Consider the following 22,883-nt stretch of genomic DNA (forward strand, 5'->3'; position numbering starts at 1 on the left):
CCCCGCTGTCTCGGCCACACCGCAGACCAATGAGATTATGGAGGATATCAGTTACTATGATGGGCTCGGTCGGCCTGTTCTGACAATCGGCACTAAGGCAAGCCCGAGCTATAAGGATATCATCAGCGCGCAGAGCTACGATGCCTTCGGGCGGGAGGACCGGAGCTACCTTCCGTATTCAAGCGGCTCGACGGCGAGCGGGAGCTATAAGGCCTCGGCGGTCACGGACCAGGCCGCCTTCTATAATACACCGCCGGCAGGGGTGGTGGCCATCGCCAGACCGGCAAGCGGTGTTACCCCTTCGTTCAGCCGCCCGGTATACGAGGCGAGCCCGCTGAACCGGGTGCTGGAACAGGCCTTTCCGGGCGCTACGTGGCAGCCCGCCGCAACACGGGGCACCACTTCAGGGCGTACCGTGGTAACGGAATATACCACCAATAACACGACGGGCATTACCGACCTGGTCAATACCCGGCTGGCCAGGCTGTACACGGTCACCTATGCAGCGGGTATACCCAAGCTGAACCTTGCGGGGAACTACGCAGCGAACCAGCTCTACGTAACGGTGAGGAAGGACGAGAACTGGACCGGGGGCAGCGGCTTTGCCGCCAGGCTGAACACGGTGGAGGAGTATACCGACAAGCAGGGGCGTGTGGTGCTGAAACGCACCTTCAATGCCGACGGGAACAACAGCGGCACCCCCAATGAGATCCTGAGCACCTATTACGTGTACGACGATTTCGGCAACCTGTGCTTCGTACTGACGCCGATCTCGAATGCTGACGCGGCCGTTGCGCCCACACAGGCGGTACTGGATGCCTACTGTTACCAGTACCGTTACGACAGGCGGAACCGGATGACACACAAAAAGGTGCCCGGCAAGGGGATGGAATATTTCAACTATAACCCGCTGGACCAGCTTGTGTACCACATGACGGCCCGTGATTCGACGGAGGAGTACAGCGGGTTCGGCAATGCCGATACCAGCCAGCGCTACCACCGCTTCTACAAATACGACGGGCTGGGCCGGATGATCATCACGGGCTGGGAGAAGGGACGTGTGGGCCTGCAGTCGCAGATCGACCAGTGGATATCGGCACACCCGACCCATTGGGAAGAGCGCAGCAGTGCCACGGGGAACCTGCACGGTTACACCAACAATGCCATGCCGCAGGCAACCCAGAACTTCGACGTGCTGGAGGTGAACTATTACGACCGCTACGACGGCATCGGCCTTCCGGCAAACCTGAACAAGGTGGGAACGGCGGGCATCTCGGCAAAGACCCAGGGTTTATTGGTTGCCAAAAAGACGAAAGTGATCGGCTCGAACAACGTCTACCTGTGGACGGTGTACTACTATGACGAGCGGGGCGACAATATACGGACGCTGAGCCAGCACTATAAGGGCGGGGCCTATAACCTGAACAACTATGACGATGTCATCAACGAATATACCTTCACGCACAAGCTGAATAAAAGCATCCGCAGCCATTATGCGGGCGCTGTCACGGCAGCGTTGACAGTGACCACGGAGTACCGCTATGACCACCGCGACAGGCTGATCGATACCTGGAAGACGGTAACGGGGGGCCAGCGGACGCTGCTGGCACGCAACGAATACAACGAGGTGGGGCAGCTGCGGAAGAAGAACCTGCACGGGGGCACGGACGGGAACGGCTTTGCCCAGAACGTGGCCTACAGCTACAATGCGCGGGGCTGGCAGACGATCCGCGAGTCGCACCTGTTCTCGGAGAAGCTGTTCTACGATGACGGTTTTTACCCGCAGTACAACGGGAACATCAGCGCGCAGGACTGGTGGCGCAACGGCGGGATATACTCGGGCAATTATGCCTATGGCTATGATTATGCCAACAGATTGATCGAGAGCTTCCTTCCCAATGGCAAATGGCGCGAATGGGTGGTTTATGACAAGGTGGGGAACATCAAAGCGCTGAAACGTTACGACGGCGGGGGCGAGGTGGACAACCTAGCCTACGGCTACAACACGTCCGGCAGGCTATCAACGGTGTCGGATGCGAACACGACAACGACGGCGGGGTTCATGCTTCCTGGAATGACCGGCTACACCTATGATGCCAACGGGAACATGACCAAGCGGGTGAACACGGCAAGTACGGGGAACAACATTACGGCCACGGTGTACAATTACCTGGACCTTCCGCGGACGGTGACGACCCCGACGGGCACGGTGAACTACACCTACGACGGTTCGGGCAGGAAACTGCGAAGGGTGACCGGCACGGAGACGGTCGACTATGTCGACGGCATCCAGTACCGGGGCACGGCCATCGACTTTATACAGACCGAGGAGGGTCGGATCTACAACAGCAGCGGCACCTACGTGTACGAATATACGCTGACGGACCACCTGGGCAATGCACGGGCGAGCTTCGATATCAACAACGGTTCGGCACGGGAGATCCAGCACGATGACTATTACCCATTCGGACTTACCTTCAACAGTTATGTATCGGGCGTAAAAAATAACTATCTTTACAACGGGAAGGAATTGCAGGACAGGCTGAAGCAATATGACTACGGGGCAAGGTTCTATGATCCGGTGATTGGGCGTTTCGGGACTGTTGATGGGTCTGCAGAGAAGTACTATGACATATCTCCGTATGTATATGTTGCAAATAACCCGCTTAAATATATCGATCCGGATGGTAATGATATAAGATTGGCAAGCCATACTCGAAGTGATGGAACAACGGTTGTTCAGATGTCAGTTACCGGTAAATTAATAAACCAGTCCAGCATAAACTTTAGCAGTTACGATATGGCAGGCTATGCTTCTCGTTTAGGAAATGCAATTAAGGATTACTATGGAATACAGGAAAAGGGGTTTGAGGTTCAGGTTTCTGTAGATATTGAAGGCATTTCCAGTGGAGATAGTTTTATGAAACCATTAGCGGAAAGTGATCATGCCTTTTACCTTCGTGATGATGGTAATCTTGCAGATCCTGATAATCCAGGAGGAGTGCGACCCTATGGAGTTCTAGGTGTAGCAGCGTTTGGAGAAAAAGCTGTATATATCTCTAAAGATGTTGTGGGAGATAAACCAGCAGAAGCGGGGAAATATAAGGGGACAGGTCTAAGTGCAAAAGGAAATGCTACTTTAGAAAGAACTGGTTCTCATGAACTAGGACACTCGGCTGGGAATAAACATCCTGATAAAGGTACAATGCCCGGAAACCTAATGAATCAATCGGGCAAGGCCGATGCTGGTACTAAAATTACAAGGGAGCAAATTATGGATATGTTAAAAAAGTATGAAGAAGGTAAGCTCAATAATGGTAGGCAAAATTATTAAACTGCGTGTATGGATAGCCGGGATCGTTCTTGTGTGTTCGTGTGGAAATGCAAATGTATCATCGAGAACAGATGATGACGGAAAAGAACTTTACATGCAAATAGCATTTGAAGACTTTTTTGATAATGATGTGCTCGATCTTTATATTGATAATAAATTAGTTGTACAGCACGATACATTAAAAAGCGGCTTTTCTGATGGGGTAACAAATACGGTATTGAGTATTCTTAAAAGTAAGGACAGATATATCATTGACGTTCATAAACAGTCAATAGAATATGTTCCAAAAAATGATACAGTCTTTGTCTCAGTTGTTTTGAATGGAAATAAAAACGACTATCAAATAGATCAACACAAAGGCAAATACGTTGGGTTTAGTAAGAATAAGGACGGTTCTCTTGAGTTTGGTCAAAGTGAGGAGAGACCTATGTACGATTAACACCAAAGCCAGAGAATACCAGACTTCGGTGTTTTATTGAATAATGATAAAAATTACTGAAAAAGAAATAAAGGTCGTTTCATCTTTGGAAGCTTTTGAACGCTATAAATACTTTATAAAGCGTGTAGCAGATACAGAGATAATGTATTCACTTAAGAATCTGGAAGGTAATTGGGCTATATCAGAGGTAGATACTTCTAAACTTTTCCCTCTATGGTTGGCAAAGGAATTTGCTGATCAGTGTTGTACAAACGGTTGGGAAGAGTTCGTGATCGAAGAGATCAACTTGGATTTTTTTGAGAACTATTTGTTAGATTTCGTTCATTCTGAAGGATTTCTTTTAAATATTTTTCCAGTTGGTCAAAATACTGGTTTTGTAGTGGATATAGTTGAGTTTGCGAAAGATTTGAGTGAAGAGATGAAAAATTATTGAACAGAATATGCCTGTTAAATAGCAGTAAGACCTGGCATGTCTAGGTCTTATTACTTTATAGCAGCTTTCGCTACTTTTATTGCGCATAGGTGAGGAGGTACTCTCCCTGCAGTTACTGTTTCAATAATCCAATACGGTTTATTGATCGAGATGGGAGAAGGCAGATGATCCTACCTTTGGATTGAAAATTTTGTGGGGGATGTTTGTGTCAAATAACCAACAGACGGTGGTTAAAGTAGGAGAAACTATGCTAAATGTGCATCCAATTCCAAAAGTTACGACGGGAAGAGATGCTATGAGTATAACAATTGGAGGAGGAAAAAATTTTGGGAAAGAGTTGTTTAAGGCTGAGGCTGGATTGAAATTGTGGTTAGCGCATTTGCAGATGTAATGAATTTTATGAAGGAATTCTTTAGAACTGCCGTTGATAATACAATGAACCCTCAAAAAATACAAGATGAAAAATTATAGATTATTAATCAAGGCAACAGCGGTTTACCAACTTTGCATGGGATTGATTAGTCTTTTTTATATCCTTGTTGCAGTTATTCAAAACTCTTTTGATAATTATTTAGTGATTGTAGGCTTCTTGGCGTTTTGTTCTATTGTTGTTGTAACTGTGATTAATAATATTCAAATCCTTGTGCATTTAGATCGGCTTAAACCGTTATATTTTTCGGTAAATGCAATTATTTGTCTTATTCAGGTATTGCATATATTTACAAACGGTTTTTATTTTAAATATGTACAAGGGCTTGGATTTATAGGTTATATTGCTGTTGTCCACTCCTCAAAAGAGGTGAGTTACGGCACCTTTTTAACGAATCTTATTTGGGAATTTACTATTAAGTTTGATAAATCCGACGGGACTCTTATTGGTGTGAATTTTATTGCCTTTATTTTATTAGTTTACTATTATTGGCTGAGCAAAAATGTCAGCAATAATAAATATTTGGAAAGTGATCAATAAAATTCTATAAAAGAATTAAAAATGAATTCAAGAGAAAGACTATGTTAATGAAATAAGACCAGGCAAATTGACTGGTCTTATTTGTTTAAAGCTAATTAGTAGTCGCCCTATTTTCTAAAATCACATTGTATTTTTCAAGAAGTTTTATGGAACCTTGGTAGTTCGACCCCTTCAAGATATACACGCTATTATTTCCCATACGTTACACCTTGCTCTCTCAATAACTGTTTTTCTCGTTCAATTTCCGCCACGAGTTCCTCCTCGGTGGGAAGGTAGGGTAAATATTTGCTAGCAAACAATTGTTTGCTTTCATTCAGTACTGAATATTTTGCTATAGTTCGGTCAGTTTCGGTACAGAGTAGGATGCCGATAGTCGGATTATCACCTTCTTTTCTTTCTAGATCGTCAAACATGCGAACATACATATCTAGTTGTCCGATATCCTGATGAGTAATCTTATCTGTTTTCAGTTCTATGATGACAAAGCATTTCAAGATATAATTGTAGAAAACCAGATCAATAAAGAAATCGGAAGTTTCCGTGCGAATATGCTTTTGGCGTGCTACAAAGGCAAAACCTTTTCCAAGTTCAAGCAAGAAATGTTGCAGATTGTCAATTAACGATTGCTCAAGCTGTTTCTCTGTGTATGCATAATTTGTTGGAATATTAAGAAATTCCAATACTGTTGGATTCCGAATAAAGTCACGGTTATCACGCTGAAATTCTTTTGTGTTCTCCAACAGTTCATCTTCTATCGGCCGTGGGTTTTGGGATGAAATTAGCCGTTGATAATATAAAGTGTTGATATTGCGTTCTAGTGTTTCTACTCCCCAGTTTTGCTCAGCAGCTTCTTTTAGATAATACATTCTTGCTTCAGAGTTCGATACTCTCATTATCAGTCTATTATGACTCCAATTCAATTTTCTACAAACTTTGTAGAAAATCTCTTCATCAGGAAATGTAGAGTAAAATTGTTTAAAGTTGTACAATGTCGCGGGAGAGTACCCTCGTCCAAATCTAGCCATCAAAGCCTCAGAGAGTTTCTTCATAATAGACTTGCCATATTCTGCACGGTTACGCCCCTCAAGCTCATCCTCTACAATTCGCTTACCTGCCAACCAATAAGCCTCAACCATAGATGTATTGATTGCCTGATACGCTTTTCTACGTCCTTCTTCTATAATCTCTATAACATCTGAAATCACTGCTTCCATAGTCTTGTCTTTGTGTTAGATTATTCCCGCTAGCCCTGGAACAATTCAAGCTGGCGGGTTTCGTTTTTTTTAAGAGTGGTTGTGATTACTTTATCATATTTTCAATTTTTTAATAAAGCACTTTTTGATATACTCTTTCATCTAGTTCATCGGGTTTTCCTCCGCAGTTTTCTCTATAAGTAAAAACTCATAGCATAATTATTTCTTAAAGGCGTATATGTTTTTGCCAGCTGACTTTAATACAACCTCTAATGTTTCATCTAAAACGAAGTTTCTCATCACTCCAGAAACATCTGTAGTGGTAATTTTTTCCCCATCAATTACATTGATACTTATTAGATGGGTTCTTATCTGTTGTGCTGTTTTTCCTTCACTAAGAAATCCGCTTTGTATAATGTGTTGTCTAACTTTTCTCGTAAGAAAGGCTCTTTCTTGTTTTTTAGGAGGTAATTCTCTTAGTGGAATAAGTTCAATCCCCGTGGTAGTTAATGGAGCAAGATCGTAGCCCACGGCCTTAGCATACTCAACGTAATAGTCTATATTTGTCGTTAATCCTTTCTCCATTTCAAGAGTAGTTTTAGGGGCTATAGTTGTCATATCCTTTATGTCGCTCAGAGAATAGCCTTTATCTTGTCTTTTTTCCCTCAATTTTTTTCCAACCGCTTTTCTGTATTCTGGTGATTTTAATCTGCTTGACCTTTTCTTTGGACCTGAATCGTGCATTGTCATGTTTTTATAACACTAATTAGTAATCGATTTGCATATTAAATTTATCTTCCGTACATTTGTAATGTGGTGTTAAGGAATCTGTGATATTCTCCTTTTTCACCAAAAGAGTTCCGTCAACGAAAACGGCGAATTTTCTATTGACACGGAGCCATAGGGATTGCTTTTCCCCAAACTTTTGTATTTTTGTACAAAAGGAGGGGTGGCTCCCTATCGGAACTGTGTCTAGAGCTCTTCGCCGTGCTCCGTTGACAGTGAAGATAGGGAGCCTTCTCTTTGATTGGACGCGATCTATACTTCAGGAACTCGTTATCATAACTAAAACTATTATGAAAGCGATTTTACTAAACCAAAACCAATCAAGAAAAAATCCCGCAAGGGACTCTAGCACAATACCTCGCGTAGTCGCAAAACCCTTTCAAAACCCTAATACCCTTGTCATAACTGCTCCTACATAGTTGTAAAATAATCTTCTTTTGCTCCATGTGGTAGACGTTGTGGGGAGATTTCTCGAGTCATTTCGTTCGCTCGAAATGACGAGTATATGATCTTTTACAGCCTCCACTAAGTAAAATAAGCATATTTCATTTTAAACTTAAATACCTAAATCGAAATAAAAAATGAAGGTTTACGACTTCATAGGAACCCTATTGTTCAAAAATAAGCTTTTTAAGCATATAAGGCAAAAAGTGAGTCATATTTTTCCTCTTAAACGATTGGAGAGGGGCTTTAAAAATGTAAATGCTAACATGCGAAAGCGGTTGCTATTGATGAGTGATGAGTTATCAATGGTGAGTTCGCTCGTTGCCTTTGCTCGAAGATTTCTCCGTTCCGCTCTGTCCACATCACTTCCCTCAGTCGAAATGACGAGAGGGAAGGTCGGGCTCGGATCTCTCGACAGGCTCGAGGTGACGTTCGGTAAACCGGCAGTGCCGCATAGTGCTAAGGCCCGGCGCGCCCTTAAACCTTACAGCTTACACCTTATACCTCTTAACTACCTTAAGCCCTACACCATATACCTTACAGCCTTAAACGTCTTGTTCTGTGTTTGTTTGGCACACGCCCGGCAGTCCTCCTCCCCGGAGGCTGCCCATGGCGTGGCTTTATCTACAGATTCTATCAAGCCGCTACAAATAGGAGATACCATTCCGGAAGCTTTATGGCATATGCCTCTGCAAACGGTAAAAGCAGGGCAGGAGGGAAGTACCACGGTAAAGCTGAATGATTATAGAGGCAAGCTGATTATACTGGATTTTTGGGCGACTTGGTGTACGGCTTGCGTAGCTGCCATGCCCGATTTACATCAACTACAGGCGAAATTTGAAACAGAGCTCAAAGTGCTATCGGTAACGTATGAACCATCTGACAAGGCCCGGCAATTTTTGGAAAACAACAAATTGCTGCAAGACCTGAATATAGGCTCCATAACTGATGATAATATGCTGAAGAAGTACTTTTACCATAAGCTTATTCCACATTGTGTGTGGATTGATCAGAAGGGTGTCGTTAGGGCTACTACCAGACCTGATGCGGTTAACGCTATAAATGTATCGAGGATAATTGACAACCAAATCGTTGGACTAAAAATGAAACGGGATGTCGATGCCGCTAAACCTCTATTCTTAAAAGGCGATCTGTTGGTTTCCAATAAGGTCAAACACCATAGCATCTTTATTGAAGAAACTTATCTGGGTTTGCCGGTCGGCCCTAAGATACATAGGGATAACAACGGGGCGGCCGTTGGTCTGGCGCTATGTAACACACCGCTACTCGGCATTTACGATTATCTGGCCCGCAAGCTGTTTGCCGGAAAGGGAATCTTATATTCATCGAAAGATAGATATATAGCTGCCCGGGACACGTTGGGATTGGGGATGGTTTATACAATTTCACTATCGGCCGACACGGTAGCTGACATGAACAGGGTATATAAAAACATGCTAAATGAAGTAAACCGGTACAGTGGCTGGAAGGGCATGATCGAAAAACGAAAACGCAGCTGTTATGTGCTCCGCCACATAGCTGAAGAACCTAGCTTTTTATCAGGTACCGACTCCCTTAAAATGAATACATTTTTTAAAAGTAAACCGGGTGATGCTGTCCGCTTAAAAGGTTATCCCATAAAATACCTGGTAGCCGGAATCAACAGCTTCGTTTTTGGCCGGTCGGACGATCTGCTAGTAGACGCAACGGGCATAGAAGGCCCTGTTGACCTCACCTTACAGCTGGAACCTGATAATGTTGAACGACTAATAACACAACTTAAACGCTATAACCTCACGGTAACGAAAGAAGAGATTGAGACAGACGTATTTGTTATTAGAAAATCTGACCTATAACCTTCAACCTGAACAAAATGAAATTATGTATTATCTTATGGTGTGCCTTAATCAGCTTTACCTGTCATGCGCAGTCAAGAATTGCCGGACATGTAATTTCCTCTCGAGACAATCAACCGATCAGCGCGGCAAATATAAAACTGTCCGATGGAACAACCATTGCCAATACGAACGCACGGGGCGAATTTAAAGCACTCATAGACGTGAAAGATTCGCTGATATTTATCCAGCACATCGGTTTTATTACAAAAAGGGAAAACCTTAATGGCCGGACGGTTGATAAACTACTTATTGCTTTAGAGCCTGACGAACAACAGCTCGAAGAGGTAACCATATCGTCGGGCTATCAAAAAATTGCAAAAGAACGCGCAACAGGTTCTTTTACCTTTATAGACAATGAAACATTCAGCGAGCAGGTAAGTACAGACGTCCTGAGCCGCCTACCGGCCGTTGCCAACGGTCTGATCGCTGACAATAGTACTAATTCTTCCGGAAGGCTGATGATCCGGGGACTGAGCAGTATCAGAGGACCTAAGCAACCGCTGATTGTTGTGGATAATTTTCCTTATGAAGGCGATATTACCAATATCAACCCGAACGACGTTGAAAATATCACCGTATTAAAAGATGCCGCCGCAGCGTCTATTTGGGGCGTCCGCGCCGGAAACGGTGTGATTGTGATCACCACAAAAAAGGGCAGATTTAATCAATCGCTCACAATAGATGTGGTGGCGAGTGCTCAGCTCATAACGAAACCTGATCTCTCCTATCTCCCTCAAATGGAAACAGCCGACTATATCGGGGTCGAAGAGCTCCTGTTCAACAAAGGCTATTATAACTCAAGAATCAACAGTATCGGAAAGCTGCCACTCAGTCCGATTGTTGAGAAACTAATCCAGCTGAATGCGGGACTGATCGACTCGGCGAATTATTTAACGGAGCGTATGCGTTTGTCCGCATTGGATGTGAGGGATCAGTATAATAAATACTTTTATAGTAGCGGGCTCAATCAGCAGTATTCCCTACGCATGCGTGGGGGTACAGACAAGCATAGCTGGGGTATGGGATTGGGTTATGATGGCAATAATTCCAACCTAAACGAACTGAACCGACGGGTGAATATTCGTTTCGAGAACACTTGGCGGCCACTACCGAAACTCACTGTCAGCTCCGATATTTATCTTACACGTACTGCTGATCGCTCGGGGAAACCTGCTTACGGAAGTATCGGAATGGCTACTTACAATCTTTACCCCTATGCCGAGTTTGCAGATGCAGCGGGAAATGCACTGCCGATCTATCAGAAGCGAAAGCCTTACCTGGATGCATTGGCCGAAGAAGGTAAATTGCTGGATTGGAATTATTATCCCTTGCAGGATTACCGTTATATGCGGAACGGCACCAATGGAACGGATGTTCTGCTCAACACCGGTTTCAATTATCGCTTCTCGGAATGGTTTTCATTTGATGGCAGGTATCAATATGAAAAGCAACTGATTGAACGGACCAACAAGCGGGGCGAAGCGAGTTATTTTGCGCGTGACCTCATAAATTCCTATAGCCAGATTGACGCGGTTTCGGGAGCAGTGAACTATATCGTGCCCAAAGGCAGTATTGCGGATATTACGTCATCTTCGCTGGCTTCGCATAGCGGCAGGGCCCAGTTTAATGTCAATACCGCTTGGTCAGACCATGAGATAAACGCGATTATCGGCGCTGAGATAAGACAGTCACATACGGCGATGAATCAATATCGCATCTATGGATTGAAAGACGATAATCTCAGTTTCGGTCAGGTAGACTATACTCGGCAATATCCGAATTTTGTTAGTGGAAGTCTCTCTTTTATTCCGAACAACCAGCAGTTGGATGATCGGATTTTGCGTTTTGTGTCGGTATACGGAAATGGGGCGTATACTTTCAGAAGGAAATATACCCTTTCGGCAAGCATGAGACGTGATGCTACTAATCTATTCGGCTTAAATACCAACAACAAATGGAACATGCTCTGGTCAGTAGGTGGCAGCTGGGATATCGGTGCGGAATCTTTCTATAAAAGTAGCATGCTGCCTTATCTGCGTCTCCGGTTAACGCATGGGTATAGCGGCAATATCGATCCGGCCATGAGTGCCGTTAGCACCATTTGGTATGTTGGTATCAACCGGAATACGAGGTTTCCCTATGCAAGATTCGATAACTACGCAAACCCTGACCTACGCTGGGAAACGGTGCAAACTACAAATATGGGAATAGATTTTACCTTTCGGGATAACCGGCTGAGCGGCAGCATAGAATATTATCTGAAACGCGGGAAGAATCTTTTCGGACTGGAGGTAATGGATCCCACGGCAGGAGTTGGTAGCAATATCACAAAGAATGTAGCGGAAATGAAAGGGCATGGTATGGATATCCAATTGAATTCGGTTAACATAAAGGGTCGCGTAGTCTCATGGCAGAGCCAGTTGAACCTGAGTTTCAACCGGGATGAAGTAGTTGACTATTACCTTAGCTCAACCCGGGGAAGGGACTTCGTTACGGAGCGTTCGATTGCCGGTGTTATCGGAAAGCCGGTGTATTCGGTGTTTTCATTCGGATGGGCGGGGCTTGACCCTGAAACCGGAGATCCCAGGGGCTTTCTTAATGATCAGGTTAGCAGCAATTACACCCAGCTTTATGGAAACGGTACGCAATTGGACGATCTGGTATATAATGGCCCGGTGTTACCCGTATGGTTTGGGTCGCTCGGTAATACGGTTACTTTTAAGAACCTGAGCTTATCAGCTCGTATTGTATATAAAATGGGGCATTACTTTAGGCGCAGCAGTATAAACTACTACTATCTTTATTCACAGGGTGAGCAACACAGTGATTTTGCGTTCCGTTGGCAACAACCGGGCGACGAATTATATACAGATATTCCGTCGATGGTTTATCCCACAAGTTCGAGCAGGGATAACTTTTATCGCTACACCGAACCGCTCGTAGAAAGAGCAGACCATATACGACTTCAGTATGTGAACCTATCGTATAAACTGAATACCGGCTTTCTTCGGAAAATTGGCGTGAAGAGTTTCACGGCATTCTTAAATGCGGACAATTTGGGTATTCTTTGGCGTGCAAACAAAAAAGGTATTGATCCGGAGTTTCCGAGCGGTGGTAATACCCTGGTACCGCCGCGTGCCTACGCCCTGGGAATACGTGCTCAACTATGATATAACAAAAAAAAGATCAACATGAAAAACTGTACAAATAGACTTATCTTTTTTATACTGCTGATTGGCCTGCTAGCCGGTTGCAAAAAATTTTTGGAGGAAAAGCCCGATAAAAAGCTGGCAGTACCGGTAAATGCCGAACATTTTCAGGCCTTATTGAACGAAAGTTCGCAAATTGATATTTCTCCATCTGAGGGAGAGATTGCGTCCGCTGATTTTTATCTGTCCGATGATGACTATGAAAGTTTGGGATGCGAAACGGAATGGGATCTGTACCGGTGGAGAGATGGGCCTTTTACCGAATTATGTTATATTGAGGATGGTTGGCGCAAATGTTATAAAAGTATCTACCATTGCAATGTGGTGCTGGAAGGGGTTGCCGAACAAGCCTTAAATGAAGAGTTAAAGAATGTGAAAGGGCAGGCGCATTTTCACCGGGCAGTTAACTTATTGGAGATGGCCGGTATATGGGCGTCGATTTATGATGAAAATACCGCCGACGAGAAATTGGGCTTACCGCTTCGTCTGTCCTCGGATTTCAATGTTAAAAGTGAGCGGGCGAATCTGAAAGAAACGTATAGGCAGATATTGGAAGATCTGAAGGAGGCAGAAGTAAACCTGCCTGTAAGGCAACCGAACAGAAGATGGCCGGGCAGATCGGCTGCGCTTGGATTGTTGGCACGGACCTATCTTTTTATGGGGGATTTCGAAAATGCACTTGTTTATGCCGATAAAGCCCTGCAAGGAGTCTCTTTACTGGATTTCAATGAGATTGATGTACAGGCAGATTATCCCTTCAATTCCGAAGATAATGAGGAAGTGTTGTTGTACAAATTTCTGTTCACTTATTACTCATTAAATGAAGCGGTGGCTAAGGTTGATAGTAACCTCATTAAGCTGTATGATAATAGAGATCTACGCAAACCGGCCTTTTTCCGAGTAAATGAAGACGGTTCCTACCGCTTCAAAGGCAGTTATGGGGGAGGTCGGGGCGCGTACTTTTCGGGAATTGCTGTGGATGAGGTGATGTTGATCAAGGCGGAAGCTTTGGTACGCCTTGGAGAAGTAGGAGAGGCCCTGTCTGTTCTGAATCAATTATTGGAAAAACGATGGCAACGCGGATTTTTCAAACCCTATCAAACAGTTGATGCTCAGGAAACATTGGACCTGATTTTGAAGGAGCGTAGAAAGGAACTGCTATTCAGAGGACTGAGATGGTTTGATGTGAAACGCATCAATCACTTGGGTGGAAAGATCACGTTGGAAAGAGAAGTGAACGGGCAACGATATACGCTGCCCGTTGGAGATCCCCGTTTTACCATTCTCATTCCGGAAGATGTGATAAGGCTGGGAGGGATTCCGCAAAATGAACGCTAATCCTAGTTGCGTCCTTTTGCCGATTCGTCAATAATGGCCTGCGGAGAACCAAGCTCTTCCAGGTATTCGTTCAGCGTCATGTCTTCCGGAACCTCCAAGCTACAAGGTATTTGAGTTGGATTGTCGCAAGAAAGGCCTGGCTGCTGATTTTGGTTCCAATTGGACGGATTGGCCACATGGTCGTTCAACGAAGAGGAAGGTCCGTTGTAAAAATAAGTGGTAGTCGCCCGCACCTTCTCTTTTTTATTTTCTTTCTCTGTCTTTTCGGTAGCATAAGCGTTGCCCGATACCATGATTGCCATCGCTATCGCAAAAGCAAAGCTTAAACCTTTTTTTAATTGAGTATACATGTTATCCTCCTTGTTTTTTTAGTTTTTAATTTTTATTATGACTTCTTGTAGTTCTCTCATCTTGAGAAAATCTACAGGGAATACGAGACTACACCGGCCTACCCGGAAATACTGCAAATTTTCTGTTGTGGATGGTTAAGTAGTTCTTCATAATGAATAGTTTTCCTTTTTAGGGATAAAATTAGCTTATATCGATACCGGCTGTTTGCGGAAAGCGGCTTTATGAGTTGCGGAAAGTGGCTTTGCAAAGCCTACAGTTTCTGTATACGGTACTCACTCGGGCTAAGCCCGTAATAGGCTTTGAAAGCATTGGTAAAACTGGCTATGCCGGAATAACCTAATAGATGCGCTACTTCCGAAATGGTGTACCGGCTATCGTCAAGGAGTTCCGTTGCGCGCTTCAGCTTTGTCTGCTGAATGTACAGCCCCAACGAGTTACCGTAAATTTCGCAGTGGATTTTTCGCAACCATCTTTCTGATATCTTGTAATGATGTGCCAACTGTTTTATGGTTTGCACCTGTCCATGCTGTATCTGTAGTTCAATAGTGCTGCGAATAGCTTCTACTTTTTGATTACTGTATGTTGAGTCGGTCTTTACGGACTGCATATCTTCTTGGCTTAGAACGAGTAAATTGAAACAGAGTTCGTATACTTTTAAATCCATAGCCAACCGTTTTAGGGGCGGTAAAGCAAAGAAGTTGAGTAACCGCAGCATAATATGTTCGCTTATGGGGAACTGTTTGTTGTGCCTAACATTTGCAGCCTTTTCTTTCCAGTTGTCCAAGAGTTTTTGAAGACCACGCCACTCCTTTTTACCATGCCGTAGAAGCCAATTTGGCTTAATCACAAAATAGAACAGCTGGTGTTTTCCCTTATCAAAATGGGTAAGGTACTGGCCTTGAGGTACGTATACCTGTGTATAGTGCATTTCTTGGCTTTGCAGTACTTTTTGTGCCTTATTGGATGTGTGGATGCTGTACGTGCCCTTTAATTGGTAAAGCCAATACAAATCGGATAGCTTGCAATGGATGGGTACTTCTACCGGTACCTCTGCATGCACATCAGCTAGGCAGATAAGCGCGTCGGGTGCGTCGTAATATTGCTCAAGTACGGAAAATTGATCGCTTTGCCAGTAGTTTACATCGGCTAATGTTAAACGGTACGGGGTGGTGGCGGGCACGCGCTCGCTGTAGAGTAAATATCCTTGGTTGTTGGTGGGTAAATCAATATGTACGGCTTTGAGCATAGGCCTAACGGGTTCTTTTTGATAGGCTTAAGTTCTGAATTATGAATGCTTTTTGGAGAATTAGATATTACTATGCAGAATTTGGGGTTTGGATGGCAACTTTTTTGGGATGGAAGTGTGTTTTTTAGTGATGCCCGCCTGCCGGTAGGCCGGAATGATGAATTATGAACGATGAATTTTCTTAGTTGTGAGTTGCCGGTTGTGAGTTGTGAGAAAGGTTCTTGCGACTGAAAGCTGAAAAGGAGTGATGGATAATGAATAGCTTAAAGCCTAAAGCTGACAGTCTTATTAGTAACAGTGGCCTATGTTTGTAAATGAATGAGCCGATTATTCGTAAGTGGTTGCTTTTTTCGGCACTCATGAGCTCCCTGCGGTCGGTTAGCTAATGTGATAATATAGGTTCTAACGCACAGGTTCACTTTTCACGGATTATACGTTTTTTCTAATTGATTAATAGAAACCCATTCGCATTTATAATCAATATATCGTGATAGGGGTTTAATGTAAGCAGATCTTTATCTCCGGTAATAATTGCTTTCGCCTTTACCGTCAAAGCTAATTCAAGAAATTTATTGTCTTTCTCGTCCCTACAATCGGTTATGGTGTATTTAGGGCTAATATGTTTTACCACAGATTCGAACTCCTCAATAATTTCCAGTCGTAAATCCAAGGGTATATATTTGTCAAACTTTGGCCGTACTAGAACCCCATTAAGTTCGTCTAATGTCTCTTTTGAAACAATAATCTGACCTGATTTTCTAGCTTTATCAAATGCTTTCCGAGCAACGGAATTAGGAAGTATAATGGCACTAATTAATGTATTTGTGTCTAGAATATAAAAATCAGTCTTCTTCATTCAATAAATTGTTCAACTCATCTTCTGTGAGTCCGTTTTTTGCTGCAATTTTTCCAACCTTATTTAAAAGTCTTTCGAACTCAACTTCTTTCATTTCCTTCAATATTGACGCAATCTTTTTTTCATATTTGGCCTTTAAGGATGGAGTAGTGTTTCTCCAAACTTTAGCTAAAGATGAGTCGACTTCTAATACTATCCTATCCATAATCTTCTACTTTTAATATAAACAAACTTAGATAAATTTCCTATTATATGCAATATAATCGTGTTGCATATAATAGGAAATTATCGATCTCTCCTCTGCCATCAAGAACTTCTTTTTATAGAGGAAATATACTCAATTCTTTTTAATAGGTAATAGTTATTCGGGAGTAGTTAATAGTGTCTTGTTCCCAGCTCCCAGGCTCCTATATTCACTGAGGAGTTGTGAGTAGGGAATAGGGAGTAGTGAGTATGACAGGTTCCCATGCTCACAATTTCCCTTGTTCACTATTTAGGGAGTAGTTTTTTAGTGATGCCCGCCTGCCGGTAGGCCGGAATTAGGAATTATGAGCGATGAATTTTCTTAGTTGTGAGTTGCCGGTTGTAGGTTGTGAGAAAGGTTCTTGCGACTGAAAGCTGAAAAGGAGTAATGGGTAATAGCTTAAAGCCTAAAGCTTATGGCCTTATTAGTAGCAGTGGCCTATGTTTGTAAATGATCTAGCTAATGCGATAATGGGGTTCCCAGCTCACAAGTTTCCATGTTCACTATTTGTGAGTAGGGAATAGGGAGTAGTGAGTATGACAGGTTCCCATGCTCACCTGTTCCCCTTTCACTAATTAGTTGACGGTTTTTGCCGATTAGATGGGAGAATTTTGGCCTTTTATGTCAATTGGCTTGCAACAACGGTAAGGTAAAAAAATTCTTTTCGTTTCTTTCTCCGAAGCCTCACTTTTGGATTGTGATCACCAGAAAAACCTTCTGCTTGGCCAGACAAGAGGTCGGAAGTACCCTCATCCGTAAATAGGGTTATGTTTAAAATTTAATGGTAGTTAACATGTCACAGTTACAAATTGAACTGATCAGTCGGGTATTGCCTATTCTAGGAGCACCACTTTCATTAAACCAGCTCATCGAGCGGAATGAGTTGAACGATGATGAAAATAAATGCCCGTTTGAAATTTTTTAACTAAACCGGAGGATGCCCACGCATCCTCCTCTGTTTCAATTTTTAAGAACTAAAATTATGAATACTTATCTGGAAAAAATTCAACCTCTTGTTGCTAAATATGCAAATGAAGAACTATTCAATAATGACGCCATCATTCGTTCTTTTGCTTTCTTCGGTGCGCAATTGCAGGCTTTTGAAGCGGGTGTGGAGCCGAAAAAATTGCTTCAACTGTTCCGTTGTGCACGCCTCCATCAGGCCCTGAATTTGTTTGATCAGGAGAAACGGGAAGCCTTAGCGCTATTTGATCAGCCTGCTTGGCATAAACTGCGTAAGTACCTAGCCAAACCGGGTATTGTAGCAACGTATCATGTTGGTTCTTATCGTTTAATAGGCCGGTGGTTGATGCAACAAAAGCTTCCCTTTGTTTTGCTTGTAGCAACGCGCGTGACTAAGCAAACGGCTTTTTCAACTTACCTGCAAAGGAACAAACGACAGGGTTTTCAATTGCCGCCTATTTTACTGGCGGAAGATCCTCACGTAATCCGTAAAATGTGTAACTATATTAAGCAGGGTTTTTACATACTGACTTATGTGGACGGTGGGCGTGGATGTTTTACGGATATTGACTTGGATAGGCTGGCCCCCGTTCCCTTCTTCAGCGGAAAACTTTATATTCATCGCGGCATCCCCTTGCTGGCCAGACTGGCCGAATGCCCTGTTTATCCCATCGTTGTCCCTAGGACGACGGCACATGTACCAAAACTGATCGCGCATGATCCGATATATGTGGCATGGGATGAGAATACATTGGATCATTTGAATGCCGTTTTATGTAAACTTTTCGGCATATTGCAAGATACGTTAACACAAAGTGTTTATTTACATCAATGGGAGCATTGGCTCTCGGGGCAACCGACGGGAAGATATCGGAGAAATAAGAAATTGAGGATCGAGGAAGGCAACGCCTACCGGTATTTCCCTTATCGCAGCACGAAACAATGTTATATGTTATGCGCCGACACCTTGATGAGCTACCGAATTAGTGAAGATCTGTACCGCGATTTTGTAAATCTCCTCAAATACTTATATATTTAAAGTCCATACTACCTAAATAATTATAGAAGGTTACTGACCTGGGAGCTTAAATCTAACAAACACAGCTTATGATGAAATGGTTACCCAAAGTAAGCGCTAAGACTGTTTATGCTCATATAGCAGCATGGCTCGTTTACGTTCCGATTATGTACCGATATAACCTGAAGGCATATCCTGATCCGTCTATCGGCCGTATCATTGCATTGGTGATTTTGTTGGCGTTCACGTTTTACCTGATCTTGGCGCTGCTCTTTTGGTTGTTTCAACGAACGCGCAAGCGTCTCTTGATTATGCCGTTGCTGGGTGCTGTTGGCCTGTTTGTCTTATTTGCATGGGGCTATATTTATGTATTGGCCCCTGCTTTCAGCTGGAAAATTTATCGTGAGGATATTCCCTACTCACACAAACAGTTTGTGGCTAATGCTGGGCGCGTATTGAAAGAAATGGGTAAGTATGCGGCCATCTACTTTCTGTTTTATCATAATGTGCTAAAGAAAAGAAGATTGACTGCTTTGATGCTGCGGTTACGCAACTTACGTCGTGGTCTGCATCGTTATCGGTTAAAGGGAGAGGTTTCTAGGCTTTCGCCTCATTTTTTAATGAATGCTTTTAACCACTGCTACTCGCTCGTTTGTGATTTGAGTGAGGCCTTGGGCCGTCGGATTTTCTACTTGGCAGAGATTCTTAAATATGGCATGAGCGAACAAAATAGCCGAGTGCTGCAAACGGTTACCTTAGAACGGGAAGTATCGGAGACTGCGAAATTATTGAAGGCTTATTACGGTGATGATAGCAGGAATGCACCAATCCGTTTGCTCTGCGCGGGCAATTATCGTGCTTTTCGCTTGCCTGCTTTTACGTTGATAAACTGTGTGGAGAATTTGCTGAAATATGCCGTACTTGATCACAGCCGACAGCAAGCGGTTCTTCGGGTGGTAACAGCAGGCGATACCTTACTGGTGACGGCAGTCAACGCAGTTAAGCAGGTCGAATCAAAAACGGTATCTAGCGGTTCGGGGCTAATTGACTTGAGAAATCGGTTACGGTACTTGTTGGGGGTGCATTTTACGCTAAGCTATTGGCGCGAAGGTGATCTTTTTATTTTATTTCTTGTTATTGAACGTCATTGATACTAAAGCAAATACAGAACAAACATGGACATCTTAACATGCGGTATTGTGGACGATGATCCCCAAGCGGTACACCTGCTAAATACATACCTCAGCAAAATGCAGAACGTTCGGCTGCTTTTTAAAACGAATGATGCTACGGAAGCTCTTGCTAAACTACGGAAATACCAACCGGATATCTTATTTCTGGATGTGGAAATGCCTGAGTTAACTGCTTTTGATCTGATTAAATGGGTAAATCCGGGTACAAAAGTGGTGCTTTGCACGGCTCATCGACAGTATGCTTACGATGGCTTCGAGCATCGGGTAGCGGACTTTCTGCTTAAGCCGGTCGATTTTGCGCGATTCTTCGACGTGGTTACCCGCTTACGTGAGTCGCAATTTCATGCCATTCTAAACGGTACACGGATTGCACAGGATTATTTTCTCGTGAATGCGAAAGATAAGCTAAAAAACTATAAAATCCTTTTTGAAGATATCCTTTATATGGAAGCCGTTGAGGGTGGGGTAAAACTTGTACTGCGGGAAGAGGAGATTATGGTGAGCGAATCCTTGACGCGGGTTTATCGCGCTTTGCCCAAGAACCTTTTTGTCCGTATTTCCAATGCTTTTGTTATTGGTACGGAATATTATAAAAACTATGCAAATGCTAAGGTTTATTTATATCACGTAGCTGAACCTTTTCCGATTTCTCGGATGAAACATCTTGCAAAAGATTTTTTTGACTGGCTAAATGAGCATAAGCTCTAGCTCCTGGGTTTTGCCTTTCTAATTTTAACCTTAAAACCATATGAATAAGATAGACCTATTGATTCAAAGCGTTGTGCAAATTCATAAGTTTCTGGAAAGCCTCACTGAGCAGTGTTTATCGCCTCGTCAACATTTGCCCGAACGTTTGTTAAGTGCACAGGATGTAATGAATAAATTGAATATCAGTGAAGCTACTTATTATCGCTTTGTGAAGAAGGGGGCGCTTAAACCAAGGATGAAGGGGAGCCGACATTACTTCTATGAAGCCGATTTGGTGGAAGCGTTGGAAGAAAGCAAAAGACGCGGTAGAATTTAGTTCACGGTTCTTCGAGTTGCCGTCGACAGATGGTCGGGACTGCCTCGACACTGGCTTGAGACTGCTTCGGCAATCCGTTGCTTAGGCTTCGGCTACACTTCGCTTTTCCGTTGAATTTGTTCCTTGTGCTGTTCGGCAATTTATTGAGTTTTCTTCGAGCGGTTTCGACAAGGCTTCGGGAGCCTTCGAAGACCTTCGATTTTTTGCCGAACTTGCTTGGTTCCCGTCTGCTCCAAGACCGCCGTTTCTTTGCTTAAAATAAAAAATAAATCCCATTATTAAATGATTGTATGTTGTCATCTACGATCACCTGCTATCAATTCCTGTCATCTCCAATCATTAATTGCCGAGGCTGTTCTGTCGACCTATGTTTGCGTCAAGGATACAGAAATACCGGTATATACATGTGTCTGAATGAGTTGAAAATTTGTAAAACGTTTAAAAAGAAAACAAATGGGAAAATTTTTAAAGGGAATCAATGGTGCTTTTTCAGGTAAGGTAGGTAACAACATCGGCGCGAGATGGCGTTCGGTTGATTACATGCGAAGTTTGCCACGACCTTCGAATAAACCGGCAACGGATGCGCAGTTATCGCAACGAGCGAAATTTGGGATGGCGGTCGCTTTCTTAAGTCCGATTAAGGACCTGCTGAACATCGGCTTCAGCGATTTGCAGCAGACGAAGGCGACCGGTTACAACGTTGCCCTTAGGCAAATGTTGCAACACGGGGTAGTAGGAGATTATCCGAATTTGGAAATTGCCTATGAGCAAGTGAATTTGAGTCGTGGACGTCTGGCACCTCTTTTTGGTCTGGAACTCGCGGAAACAAGCCCTGGCGAAGCTACCTTAACCTGGCAACCTAAAATGAACAGATTCACGGCCTTTGCCGATGATGAGGTGATTGTACTGGTATACAACAAAAACAAAGCTTTTTTTGATATCATGGAGCAGTCCACACGGGCCGATGGCAACCTAAGCATCGAACTGCCAACGGTCTTTTCCGGCGATGAACTCGCTGTGTGGGTAATTATGGCACACCGTGAAGGTATTGTAACGTCCAACAGTCAATACGCAGGATCGATCACTGTGTCCTAAACTGCGCATAAGCGAACCGACCTCGGTCGGTTTGCTTTCGCTGACGAGTTTAGTTGTGCTTTGCGAGCGCCTACCGCTTATAGCCTACCGCATAAGGCTGATAGCTGACATCCGAAAGCCTGAAATAATTAGCCAATGTGATGATGAGCCAATGTGATGGCTGGATAGTAGCAGTGGCAGTAGCAGCAGTGCTTAATAGCGTCTAACGCTTATAGCCTACAGCGTAAAGCCGACAGCTGACATCCGAAAGCCAACAACCAATAACCAACAACCAATAACCAACAACGAACAACCAATAACGAATAACCAATAACGAAAATGGACGAAATAACAAAAAGAATCAAATCCCCAACACCGAAGTTCTTTAAAAAAATTAGAACGATCGGATTAACTTTAGGAGCGATAGGGGGGGCACTATTGGCTGCTCCGATCGCTTTACCGGCAACGGTAACTACCATTGCGGGTTACCTCGCTACGGCCGGTATTGTGGCTTCGGCGGTATCAAGCGTTACAAAAGAAGATAGGCCTTAGAAGTGAACACCCGGTTGCACAACCGGGTGTTTATTTTCTGTCTGGTGGTTATGGTTATATGCCCGCTTTTTAGTTATAAGTTCTAAGTGATACGTTTTAAGTAGGAGCTTGTGCTACTGCAACTGCTTGTGCCACTGTAATAATACATTATTAAAGCTGATAGCTGACTGCTGATAGCTTTTTAGTTATAAGTTTTAAGTGATAGGTTTTAAGTAGGAGCTTGTGCTATTGCGATTGCCCATGCCACTGTAATAATACATTATTAAAGCTGATGGCTGAAAGCTGACTGCTGATAGCTTTTTAGTTCTAAGTTCTAAG

The 22,883-nt window shown here is 43.5% G+C and carries 22 protein-coding genes; 15 read left to right on the forward strand and 7 right to left on the reverse strand.

Going from position 1 to position 22,883, the window contains the following annotated elements:
• Window positions 1–37: 37 nt before the first annotated feature.
• The 5 genes from FKG96_RS06230 (at window position 38) to FKG96_RS06250 (ending at window position 5,176) form a co-directional block, all read left to right on the forward strand.
• Entirely contained in the window at window positions 38–3,334 is a 3,297-nt protein-coding gene (locus FKG96_RS06230) for a DUF6443 domain-containing protein (RefSeq protein WP_168204537.1), read from the forward strand.
• On the forward strand, window positions 3,294–3,773 hold the full coding sequence (locus FKG96_RS06235; protein WP_149105261.1) for a hypothetical protein: 480 nt from the start codon (window positions 3,294–3,296) through the stop codon (window positions 3,771–3,773). Before FKG96_RS06230 ends, FKG96_RS06235 begins: the two co-directional genes overlap by 41 nt.
• A 43-nt stretch (window positions 3,774–3,816) precedes the next feature.
• Window positions 3,817–4,206 (forward strand): DUF2750 domain-containing protein, encoded by a 390-nt coding sequence (locus FKG96_RS06240; RefSeq protein ID WP_210421300.1) that lies wholly within the window; start codon window positions 3,817–3,819, stop codon window positions 4,204–4,206.
• A gap of 199 nt (window positions 4,207–4,405) precedes the next feature.
• Complete coding sequence (locus FKG96_RS06245) at window positions 4,406–4,597, forward strand: hypothetical protein (protein ID WP_149105262.1); 192 nt, start codon at window positions 4,406–4,408, stop codon at window positions 4,595–4,597.
• 66 nt (window positions 4,598–4,663) lie between these two features.
• Window positions 4,664–5,176, forward strand: coding sequence for a hypothetical protein (locus FKG96_RS06250; protein ID WP_149105263.1), 513 nt, complete (start codon window positions 4,664–4,666; stop codon window positions 5,174–5,176).
• Between the two features lie 188 nt (window positions 5,177–5,364).
• Here the strand turns inward: FKG96_RS06250 and FKG96_RS06255 are convergent, their stop codons facing one another.
• On the reverse strand, window positions 5,365–6,390 hold the full coding sequence (locus FKG96_RS06255; RefSeq protein WP_149105264.1) for a YhcG family protein: 1,026 nt from the start codon (window positions 6,388–6,390) through the stop codon (window positions 5,365–5,367).
• Window positions 6,391–6,588: 198 nt separating this feature from the next.
• Window positions 6,589–7,119 carry a RodZ family helix-turn-helix domain-containing protein gene (locus tag FKG96_RS06260; protein ID WP_149105265.1) on the reverse strand — a complete coding sequence of 177 codons (531 nt, stop codon included), beginning with the start codon at window positions 7,117–7,119 and terminating at the stop codon, window positions 6,589–6,591.
• Window positions 7,120–7,736: 617 nt separating this feature from the next.
• On the opposite strand from FKG96_RS06260, the gene FKG96_RS06265 reads away from it, so the two are divergent.
• Genes FKG96_RS06265 through FKG96_RS06275 form a run of 3 tightly spaced genes read left to right on the forward strand, consistent with a single transcriptional unit; the run spans window position 7,737 to window position 14,044 of the window.
• Window positions 7,737–9,455 carry a TlpA disulfide reductase family protein gene (locus tag FKG96_RS06265; RefSeq protein WP_149105266.1) on the forward strand — a complete coding sequence of 573 codons (1,719 nt, stop codon included), beginning with the start codon at window positions 7,737–7,739 and terminating at the stop codon, window positions 9,453–9,455.
• Window positions 9,456–9,472: 17 nt separating this feature from the next.
• Window positions 9,473–12,667: a SusC/RagA family TonB-linked outer membrane protein gene (locus tag FKG96_RS06270; RefSeq protein ID WP_149105267.1), complete on the forward strand. Its 3,195-nt coding sequence runs from the start codon at window positions 9,473–9,475 to the stop codon at window positions 12,665–12,667.
• A gap of 21 nt (window positions 12,668–12,688) precedes the next feature.
• Entirely contained in the window at window positions 12,689–14,044 is a 1,356-nt protein-coding gene (locus FKG96_RS06275; protein WP_149105268.1) for a RagB/SusD family nutrient uptake outer membrane protein, read from the forward strand.
• Window positions 14,045–14,046: 2 nt separating this feature from the next.
• Here the strand turns inward: FKG96_RS06275 and FKG96_RS06280 are convergent, their stop codons facing one another.
• The 4 genes from FKG96_RS06280 to FKG96_RS06295 form a co-directional block, all read right to left on the reverse strand.
• Window positions 14,047–14,394, reverse strand: a complete 348-nt coding sequence (locus tag FKG96_RS06280) for a hypothetical protein (protein ID WP_149105269.1) — start codon at window positions 14,392–14,394, stop codon at window positions 14,047–14,049.
• A 251-nt stretch (window positions 14,395–14,645) separates the two neighbouring features.
• Window positions 14,646–15,641, reverse strand: a complete 996-nt coding sequence (locus FKG96_RS06285; RefSeq protein ID WP_149105270.1) for a helix-turn-helix transcriptional regulator — start codon at window positions 15,639–15,641, stop codon at window positions 14,646–14,648.
• Between the two features lie 442 nt (window positions 15,642–16,083).
• The gene (locus tag FKG96_RS06290) at window positions 16,084–16,497 is read right to left on the reverse strand and encodes a putative toxin-antitoxin system toxin component, PIN family (RefSeq protein WP_130856075.1); all 414 of its coding nucleotides are present in this window, start codon (window positions 16,495–16,497) and stop codon (window positions 16,084–16,086) included.
• Entirely contained in the window at window positions 16,484–16,702 is a 219-nt protein-coding gene (locus FKG96_RS06295; protein ID WP_130856076.1) for a hypothetical protein, read from the reverse strand. The genes FKG96_RS06290 and FKG96_RS06295 overlap by 14 nt, the downstream gene beginning before the upstream one ends.
• 832 nt (window positions 16,703–17,534) lie before the next feature.
• Between FKG96_RS06295 and FKG96_RS27070 the strand changes: the two genes are divergently transcribed.
• From FKG96_RS27070 to FKG96_RS06315, 5 genes are all read left to right on the forward strand, one after another.
• Window positions 17,535–17,666, forward strand: a complete 132-nt coding sequence (locus FKG96_RS27070) for a hypothetical protein (protein WP_256377656.1) — start codon at window positions 17,535–17,537, stop codon at window positions 17,664–17,666.
• A gap of 57 nt (window positions 17,667–17,723) precedes the next feature.
• Entirely contained in the window at window positions 17,724–18,743 is a 1,020-nt protein-coding gene (locus FKG96_RS06300; RefSeq protein ID WP_130856077.1) for a hypothetical protein, read from the forward strand.
• A gap of 68 nt (window positions 18,744–18,811) precedes the next feature.
• Window positions 18,812–19,873 (forward strand): histidine kinase, encoded by a 1,062-nt coding sequence (locus FKG96_RS06305; protein WP_149105271.1) that lies wholly within the window; start codon window positions 18,812–18,814, stop codon window positions 19,871–19,873.
• 24 nt (window positions 19,874–19,897) lie between these two features.
• A complete protein-coding gene (locus FKG96_RS06310) occupies window positions 19,898–20,623 on the forward strand; it encodes a LytTR family DNA-binding domain-containing protein (RefSeq protein ID WP_130856079.1) in 726 nt (241 codons plus the stop codon).
• Window positions 20,624–20,663: 40 nt separating this feature from the next.
• Window positions 20,664–20,939, forward strand: coding sequence for an AlpA family transcriptional regulator (locus FKG96_RS06315; RefSeq protein WP_130856080.1), 276 nt, complete (start codon window positions 20,664–20,666; stop codon window positions 20,937–20,939).
• Between the two features lie 81 nt (window positions 20,940–21,020).
• Here the strand turns inward: FKG96_RS06315 and FKG96_RS06320 are convergent, their stop codons facing one another.
• Window positions 21,021–21,215 (reverse strand): hypothetical protein, encoded by a 195-nt coding sequence (locus FKG96_RS06320; RefSeq protein ID WP_130856081.1) that lies wholly within the window; start codon window positions 21,213–21,215, stop codon window positions 21,021–21,023.
• Between the two features lie 177 nt (window positions 21,216–21,392).
• Between FKG96_RS06320 and FKG96_RS06325 the strand changes: the two genes are divergently transcribed.
• Together FKG96_RS06325 and FKG96_RS06330 are read left to right on the forward strand one after the other, a co-directional pair.
• Entirely contained in the window at window positions 21,393–22,034 is a 642-nt protein-coding gene (locus FKG96_RS06325) for a DUF6266 family protein (protein ID WP_130856082.1), read from the forward strand.
• Between the two features lie 318 nt (window positions 22,035–22,352).
• Window positions 22,353–22,565 carry a hypothetical protein gene (locus FKG96_RS06330; protein ID WP_130856083.1) on the forward strand — a complete coding sequence of 71 codons (213 nt, stop codon included), beginning with the start codon at window positions 22,353–22,355 and terminating at the stop codon, window positions 22,563–22,565.
• Window positions 22,566–22,883 lie beyond the last annotated feature (318 nt).

The sequence above is a fragment of the Olivibacter sp. LS-1 genome (genome assembly GCF_008245145.1).
Classification (GTDB): Bacteria; Bacteroidota; Bacteroidia; order Sphingobacteriales; family Sphingobacteriaceae; genus Olivibacter; species Olivibacter oleidegradans.

Excerpts from the sequence above, each read along its gene's own strand:
- FKG96_RS06230 (WP_168204537.1), top strand. The coding sequence starts at position 38 with ATGGAGGATATCAGTTACTATGATGGGCTCGGTCGGCCTGTTCTGACA.
- FKG96_RS06235 (WP_149105261.1), top strand. The coding sequence starts at position 3,294 with ATGAAGAAGGTAAGCTCAATAATGGTAGGCAAAATTATTAAACTGCGT.
- FKG96_RS06240 (WP_210421300.1), top strand. The coding sequence starts at position 3,817 with ATGATAAAAATTACTGAAAAAGAAATAAAGGTCGTTTCATCTTTGGAA.
- FKG96_RS06245 (WP_149105262.1), top strand. The coding sequence starts at position 4,406 with ATGTTTGTGTCAAATAACCAACAGACGGTGGTTAAAGTAGGAGAAACT.
- FKG96_RS06250 (WP_149105263.1), top strand. The coding sequence starts at position 4,664 with ATGAAAAATTATAGATTATTAATCAAGGCAACAGCGGTTTACCAACTT.
- FKG96_RS06255 (WP_149105264.1), bottom strand. The coding sequence starts at position 6,390 with ATGGAAGCAGTGATTTCAGATGTTATAGAGATTATAGAAGAAGGACGT.
- FKG96_RS06260 (WP_149105265.1), bottom strand. The coding sequence starts at position 7,119 with ATGACAATGCACGATTCAGGTCCAAAGAAAAGGTCAAGCAGATTAAAA.
- FKG96_RS06265 (WP_149105266.1), top strand. The coding sequence starts at position 7,737 with ATGAAGGTTTACGACTTCATAGGAACCCTATTGTTCAAAAATAAGCTT.
- FKG96_RS06270 (WP_149105267.1), top strand. The coding sequence starts at position 9,473 with ATGAAATTATGTATTATCTTATGGTGTGCCTTAATCAGCTTTACCTGT.
- FKG96_RS06275 (WP_149105268.1), top strand. The coding sequence starts at position 12,689 with ATGAAAAACTGTACAAATAGACTTATCTTTTTTATACTGCTGATTGGC.
- FKG96_RS06280 (WP_149105269.1), bottom strand. The coding sequence starts at position 14,394 with ATGTATACTCAATTAAAAAAAGGTTTAAGCTTTGCTTTTGCGATAGCG.
- FKG96_RS06285 (WP_149105270.1), bottom strand. The coding sequence starts at position 15,641 with ATGCTCAAAGCCGTACATATTGATTTACCCACCAACAACCAAGGATAT.
- FKG96_RS06290 (WP_130856075.1), bottom strand. The coding sequence starts at position 16,497 with ATGAAGAAGACTGATTTTTATATTCTAGACACAAATACATTAATTAGT.
- FKG96_RS06295 (WP_130856076.1), bottom strand. The coding sequence starts at position 16,702 with ATGGATAGGATAGTATTAGAAGTCGACTCATCTTTAGCTAAAGTTTGG.
- FKG96_RS27070 (WP_256377656.1), top strand. The coding sequence starts at position 17,535 with ATGTCACAGTTACAAATTGAACTGATCAGTCGGGTATTGCCTATTCTA.
- FKG96_RS06300 (WP_130856077.1), top strand. The coding sequence starts at position 17,724 with ATGAATACTTATCTGGAAAAAATTCAACCTCTTGTTGCTAAATATGCA.
- FKG96_RS06305 (WP_149105271.1), top strand. The coding sequence starts at position 18,812 with ATGATGAAATGGTTACCCAAAGTAAGCGCTAAGACTGTTTATGCTCAT.
- FKG96_RS06310 (WP_130856079.1), top strand. The coding sequence starts at position 19,898 with ATGGACATCTTAACATGCGGTATTGTGGACGATGATCCCCAAGCGGTA.
- FKG96_RS06315 (WP_130856080.1), top strand. The coding sequence starts at position 20,664 with ATGAATAAGATAGACCTATTGATTCAAAGCGTTGTGCAAATTCATAAG.
- FKG96_RS06320 (WP_130856081.1), bottom strand. The coding sequence starts at position 21,215 with ATGGGATTTATTTTTTATTTTAAGCAAAGAAACGGCGGTCTTGGAGCA.
- FKG96_RS06325 (WP_130856082.1), top strand. The coding sequence starts at position 21,393 with ATGGGAAAATTTTTAAAGGGAATCAATGGTGCTTTTTCAGGTAAGGTA.
- FKG96_RS06330 (WP_130856083.1), top strand. The coding sequence starts at position 22,353 with ATGGACGAAATAACAAAAAGAATCAAATCCCCAACACCGAAGTTCTTT.